This is a genomic window from Burkholderia sp. Se-20378, from assembly GCF_017104665.1.
In the GTDB taxonomy this organism is placed as follows: Bacteria; Pseudomonadota; Gammaproteobacteria; order Burkholderiales; family Burkholderiaceae; genus Burkholderia; species Burkholderia lata.
In genome coordinates this window covers 1-6,028 of record NZ_JAAGPG010000506.1, presented here as the reverse complement: position 1 = coordinate 6,028, position 6,028 = coordinate 1, and the positions used below count along the sequence as shown (strand labels likewise).

General features: G+C 68.4%; 5 protein-coding genes and 1 pseudogene. 3 read left to right on the top strand and 3 right to left on the bottom strand.

Annotated elements, in window-relative coordinates:
- From G3N93_RS32390 to G3N93_RS32380, 3 genes are all read left to right on the top strand, one after another.
- Positions 1-450, top strand: a 450-nt coding sequence (locus G3N93_RS32390) for an LUD domain-containing protein (RefSeq protein ID WP_206134790.1), incomplete at its 5' end; no start/stop codon positions are given.
- Entirely contained in the window at positions 447-1,892 is a 1,446-nt protein-coding gene (locus G3N93_RS32385; RefSeq protein ID WP_206134789.1) for a LutB/LldF family L-lactate oxidation iron-sulfur protein, read from the top strand. The genes G3N93_RS32390 and G3N93_RS32385, both read left to right, overlap by 4 nt.
- A gap of 50 nt (positions 1,893-1,942) precedes the next feature.
- Positions 1,943-3,655 (top strand): lactate permease LctP family transporter, encoded by a 1,713-nt coding sequence (locus tag G3N93_RS32380; protein WP_206134788.1) that lies wholly within the window; start codon positions 1,943-1,945, stop codon positions 3,653-3,655.
- Between the two features lie 100 nt (positions 3,656-3,755).
- On the opposite strand, the gene G3N93_RS32375 is transcribed toward G3N93_RS32380, so the two are convergent.
- The 3 genes and pseudogenes from G3N93_RS32375 to G3N93_RS32365 form a co-directional block, all read right to left on the bottom strand.
- Complete coding sequence (locus tag G3N93_RS32375) at positions 3,756-4,517, bottom strand: M48 family metalloprotease (RefSeq protein WP_011353189.1); 762 nt, start codon at positions 4,515-4,517, stop codon at positions 3,756-3,758.
- A gap of 195 nt (positions 4,518-4,712) precedes the next feature.
- Entirely contained in the window at positions 4,713-5,495 is a 783-nt protein-coding gene (locus tag G3N93_RS32370) for a glycosyltransferase family 2 protein (RefSeq protein ID WP_174942353.1), read from the bottom strand.
- Between the two features lie 125 nt (positions 5,496-5,620).
- Positions 5,621-5,863 (bottom strand): annotated as a pseudogene (locus G3N93_RS32365) (endoribonuclease L-PSP); the annotation flags it as partial.
- Positions 5,864-6,028 lie beyond the last annotated feature (165 nt).

The window sequence follows — 6,028 nt, the reverse complement described above, 5'->3', positions numbered from 1 at the left end:
GCCGAATCCGTGGCGCTCGCCCGCGCGCTGCCGGACACGGTCGCGCCGGTGCCGTTCGACCGGCCGATCGACGCGTGGAAGACCGAACTGTTCGACACGATCGACGCGGGCTTCACCGTTGCGCGCTCGGGCATCGCGGCCACCGGCACCGTCGTGCTCGCCCCCGATGCCGGCACGCCGCGCACGGTGTCGCTGGTGCCGCCGCTGCACGTCGCGCTCGTCCACGCGAGCACGCTGCATCCCGATCTGCATGCGGCCGTGCACGCGGAGCGCTGGCACGCCGGCATGCCGACCAACCTCGTGCTGGTGTCGGGCCCGTCGAAGACCTCCGACATCCAGCAGACGCTCGCCTATGGCGCACACGGCCCGCGCCGCCTGTGGGTCGTGATCGTCACCGATACGGCAGCCGCCCGCCCGGCCGCCACCGCCAGCGAGGACTTCCCGCAATGAGCGACCACACGCTGCAATTCGTCGCCCCCGGCGACTTCAAGACCCGAGCACGCGCCGCGCTCGACGATCCCGCGCTGCGCAAGAGCTTTCGCGGCGCGATGGACTTCCTGCAAGGCAAGCGCTCATCGCAATTCCCCGACGACGCCGAGCTGCAGCAGCTGCGCGACCTCGGCGAAGCGGTGCGGCAACACGCGCTCGCGCAGTTGCCCGCGCTGCTCGAACGGCTGGAGACGAAGCTCACCGAAGCCGGCGTGCACGTGCACTGGGCCGAGACGGCGGCCGACGCGAACGCGATCGTGCTCGGCATCGCGCAGGCGAAGAAGGCGCGCCGCGTGATCAAGGGCAAGTCGATGGCGAGCGAGGAGATCGAGCTGAACCATTACCTCGCGGAGCACGGCGTCGACTGCATCGAATCCGACATGGGCGAATTCATCGTGCAGCTCGCGGGCGAGAAACCGTCGCATATCGTGATGCCGGCGATCCACAAGACGCGCGGCGACATCGCCGAGCTGTTCGAGGAACACATCCCCGGCACGCGTTACACGGAGGACGTCGACGAGCTGATCCAGACCGGCCGGCGCGCGCTGCGCCGCGCGTTCGCCGAGGCGGACATCGGCCTGTCGGGCGTGAACTTCGCGGCGGCCGACACGGGCACGCTGTGGCTCGTCGAAAACGAAGGCAACGGCCGCCTGTCGACGACGGTGCCCGACACGCACGTCGCGATCATGGGAATCGAGAAGGTCGTCGAGAAGCTCGAGCACATCGTGCCGCTGTCGAGCCTGCTCACGCGCTCGGCCACCGGCCAGGCGATCACGACCTACTTCAACCTGATCTCCGGCCCGCGCCGCGACGGCGAGCGCGACGGCCCGCGCGAGCTGCATCTCGTGCTGCTCGACAACGGCCGCACGCAGGCCTACGCGGACGAGCAGCTGCGCGCGACGTTGCAGTGCATCCGCTGCGGCGCGTGCATGAATCACTGCCCCGTCTATACACGCATCGGCGGCCACGCATACGGCACGACCTATCCGGGCCCGATCGGCAAGATCATCTCGCCGCACCTGCTCGGCCTCGACGCGACGGCCGACCTGCCAACCGCATCGACGCTGTGCGGCGCCTGCGGCGAGGTGTGCCCGGTGCGGATCCCGATCCCGCAACTGCTCGTGCGGCTGCGCACCGAAGCGAACCGCAAGCCCGACGAACCCGTTGCGCATCCGCTGCGCGGCCAGGGCGCGAACTACAACCGCGCGGAAGACCTCGTGTGGCGCTTCTGGTCGGGAGCGTTCGCGCATCCGCGTGCGTACCGCGCGTTCCGCTGGACCGCAACGCGACTGCGTGCACTGACGCCCGCGAAACAGTTGGGCTGGACGCAGCACCGTACGCCGCTCGAACCGGCGCCGCGCAGCCTGTCCGACCTGCTGCGCGCACGCGGCCAGCCCGAATAGCCGTTTCGTTTTTCAAGCCGTACCGACAAAAACCTATGGAGGAGACATCCATGCAGGCCTGGCATCAGATCTACACCCCGCTCGGCAGCCTCGGGCTGTCGGCGTTCGTCGCCGCAATCCCGATCATTTTCTTTTTCGTCGCACTGGCCGCGCTGCGGCTCAAGGGCCACGTCGCGGCGGCGATCACGCTGCTGCTGTCGCTCGGCGTCGCGATCCTCGCGTACGGGATGCCCGTGCCACAGGCGCTCGCGGCGGCCGGCTTCGGCTTCGCGTACGGTCTGTGGCCGATCGCGTGGATCATCGTCGCGGCCGTGTTCCTGTACAAGATCGTCGTGAAGACCGGCCAGTTCGACATCATTCGCGCGTCCGTGCTGTCGATCACCGACGACCAGCGCCTGCAGATGCTGCTGATCGGCTTCTCGTTCGGCGCGTTCCTCGAAGGCGCGGCCGGCTTCGGCGCGCCCGTCGCGATCACGGCCGCGCTGCTCGTCGGCCTCGGCTTCAAGCCGCTGCACGCGGCGGGACTGTGTCTGATTGCAAATACCGCGCCGGTCGCATTCGGTGCGATGGGCATCCCGATCATCGTTGCCGGGCAGGTGACAGGCATCGATCCGTTCCATATCGGCGCGATGGCCGGCCGCCAGCTGCCGCTGCTGTCGCTCGCGGTGCCGTTCTGGCTCGTGTTCATGATGGACGGGCTGCGCGGCGTGCGGCAGACCTGGCCGGCCGCGCTCGTCGCGGGCGGCAGCTTCGCGGTGACGCAATACTTCACGTCGAATCACATCGGGCCCGAGCTGCCGGACATCACGTCGTCGCTCGTCAGCCTCGTCGCGCTCGCCGCGTTCCTGAAAGTCTGGCAGCCGCGCACCGCAAAGCAGACGGCCAACGGCCTCGTCGCGTCGGGCGGCGGCGCCGCACTCGCGGGCTTCGGCGGCGCGGGCCCGCGCAACGGCTTCGGCACCGGCACGAGCCGGCAGGCGTCGCCGTACACGCTCGCGCAGACCGTGCGCGCGTGGTCGCCGTTCCTGATCCTGACGGCCGTCGTCACCGTCTGGAGCATCGCGCCGTTCAAGGCGCTGTTCGCCGCGCACGGCGCGCTCGCGTCGACCGTATTGAAGTTTCATGTGGCAGGACTCGACCAGCTCGTCGTGAAGACCGCGCCGATCGCCGCGACGCCGAAGGCACTCGACGCGGTGCTGAAGATCGATCTCGTGTCGGCGGTGGGCAGCGCGATCCTCGTGACCGCGCTGATCTCGATGGTGCTGCTGCGGATGAAGCCGCGCGACGCGCTCGTCACGTTCGGCGAGACGCTGAAGGAACTGACGCGCCCGACCCTGTCGATCGGCCTCGTGCTCGCGTTCGCGTTCGTCGCGAACTATTCGGGGATGTCGTCGACGCTCGCGCTGATGCTGGCCGCGACCGGCGCAGCGTTCCCGTTCTTCTCGCCGTTCCTCGGCTGGCTCGGCGTGTTCCTGACGGGCTCGGACACGTCGTCGAACGCGCTGTTCTGCTCGCTGCAGCAGGCCACGGCCCATCAGCTCGGCGTCCCCGAGACGCTCGCGGTGGCCGCGAACACGACGGGCGGCGTGACCGCGAAGATGATCTCGCCGCAATCGATCGCGGTCGCCTGCGCGGCGACGGGACTCGTCGGCAAGGAGTCGGAGCTGTTCCGCTTCACGGTGCGGCACAGCCTGCTGTTCGCGGTGATCGTCGGGTTGATCACGCTCGCGCAGGCGTACGTGCTGCCGGGCATGGTGCCGTAAGCGGCGCACACCCCAAAAACAAAACCCCACGCCCGGAAGAGCGTGGGGTTTTTCATTGCGCCGGTTGACCGCCCGCTGCGGCAGGCGACCGGTTGCGCGATCAGCTGCCCTTCGCGATGCGATCTTCGATGTGCTGCGCACGGCTCGCCGACGACGGGTGCGAGCTCATCATCGAGCTCTGGCCGCCGTCGAGCTTCGCGAGCTTCTGGAATGCGGTGACGAGGCCCTTCTGGTTCATGCCCTTCTGCTTCATCAGGTCGAACGAGTAGTCGTCGGCCGCGCTTTCCTGCGTCTGCGAGAACTGCGCGTTGATGAATTTCTCGGTGATGTCGCCGAGCTGCGAGCTCGACAGTGCCGCCACGCCCGGCGAGGCCGCGCCGGCCGCGGTGCGTGCCGCGCTGACCGCGTAGGCCGTCTGCATCGCCTTCTTCGAGTGACCCAGTGCAACGTGGCCCATTTCATGGCCGATCACGCCGCGCAGTTCGTCGTCGTTCATCTGGTCCATCAGGCCGCTGTACACGCGCACGCAGCCGTTGCCCATCGCCCACGCGTTGACGTCCTTGGTCATGTAGACCTTGTAGTTGATCTTCTGGCCGTTCAGCGTCATGTCGCCGAAGCCCTTCATCACTTTCGTCAGGCGCTTCGCGTACGCGCTGTTCGCCGGCGCGATCTTCGATTCGGCATCGCTCGACTTGCACGAGTCGTTCGACAGTGCGGCGATGTCGGCATCCGACAGCGTCGCTGCCTTGTACAGGCTGGTCCCCGCCGACGTCAGGCTGTTCGCGTCAAGGCTCTGTACCCCGCCGCACGCGCTCAACAGAAACGCCACGCCACACGCTGCCACCGCTTTCTTGAGTTGCATCCCGGAATCCCTCGATAGTTGTATTTGGGAGCGGCGATTTTGCATAATCCGGCAGAAAATTACCAGATGTTTACATCCGATGACACGTTCATTACTTATCGGATTGAAACGAAGCGGCACGTCATCGTGGCATTGACGACGAAAAGCGGCGCAATCGCCGCGACCGGGCGCGACCGGAATGGAAAGCGGGCCCGCTCAGGCGGTCTGGTCGTGGCGCCGCGTGAGCCGCCGCGCGACCAGCATCGGCAGCCGCACCGCGAAGCCGGTGAACAGGCGCAGGTGCATCCACGCGAGCAGTGCGTTGTCGCGGCCGTAATGGAAATGCGAGACGCCGCCTTCATGCCGACCGAAATAGCGCACCGGCGCGTCGATGCGGATCGGCCGCACGCCGGCCCAGCACAGCCGCACGGCCGCCTCGGGATCGAAGTCGAAGCCGCGCATCCACGGTTGGCGGCGCATGATCGCGGCCAGCGGCGCGACCGGATACACGCGAAACCCGTACAGCGAATCGCCGATCCCGGCCCACAGCGTCTCGAGATCGGCCCATGCATTCGACAGCCGGCGGCCCTGCACGCGCAACTGCGGCGCGCTCGCGTCGAACTTCGGCACGCCCAGCACCATCGCGTCGGGCGCGGCTTGCGACGCGGTCATGAACGCGGGAATCAGGTCGGCCGGATGCTGGCCGTCGGAATCCATCGTCAACGCATGCGTGAAGCCGCTCGCGGCCGCCGCGTCGAGCCCGGCGAGCACCGCGGCGCCCTTGCCGCGATTCTCCGGCAGCACGATCACGCGCAAGCCCGGGTCGCGCTCGGCCATCGCCTGCAACCGTTCGGCGCTGCCGTCGGTGCTGCCGTCGACCACGACCCACACCGGATTCCATTGCGCGCGGGCATTGCGCACGGTCGTGTCGACCTTGGTGCCCGGGTTGTAGCTCGGAATCAGGACGAGATGGGTGGACGAGGCGTGCAGCTTGGACATGGAAACGGCCGATTGCGAAGACGGGGATCCTGACAAAAGTTTATGACTTGCCGGCGACCGCCGGCAGGCTTCGTCGACCTCGCCCGCGTGCGGGGCCGGTTGCTCGATCGTGAGGTTTTCTCGCTTCATGACAGCCACGCCTCCTCATGACCCGCGCTGGCCTCGATCTCGACCAGCAGGTCGTCGCGGCACACGTCCGCATGAACGACGAGCAGGCGCACGCCGGGGCCGACCGCCTCGCGCAGCACGCGCTCGATCGCGGCCAGTGCCTCGGTATCGCCGGCGTCGCGCACGTAGACGCGATAGCTCAGGTCGGCGAGCGAGAACGGGCCGTGCCCCTGGCGCGCGGCCTGCTCGACCCCGCCCGCGCGCGCTCCGCCGAGCACACCTCTGCACTCCACTCCCGTCTCGGTCCCTCCTCTGCCCTCCTCTCCTTGCCTCATCTCCCCCCTCCCCCCCCCCTCCCCCCCCTCCCCCCCCCTCCCTCCCCCCCCTCTCCCCCCCCCCCCTCCTCCCCCCCCCCCCTCTCCCCC

Excerpts from the sequence above, each read along its gene's own strand:
- G3N93_RS32385 (WP_206134789.1), top strand. The coding sequence starts at position 447 with ATGAGCGACCACACGCTGCAATTCGTCGCCCCCGGCGACTTCAAGACC.
- G3N93_RS32380 (WP_206134788.1), top strand. The coding sequence starts at position 1,943 with ATGCAGGCCTGGCATCAGATCTACACCCCGCTCGGCAGCCTCGGGCTG.
- G3N93_RS32375 (WP_011353189.1), bottom strand. The coding sequence starts at position 4,517 with ATGCAACTCAAGAAAGCGGTGGCAGCGTGTGGCGTGGCGTTTCTGTTG.
- G3N93_RS32370 (WP_174942353.1), bottom strand. The coding sequence starts at position 5,495 with ATGTCCAAGCTGCACGCCTCGTCCACCCATCTCGTCCTGATTCCGAGC.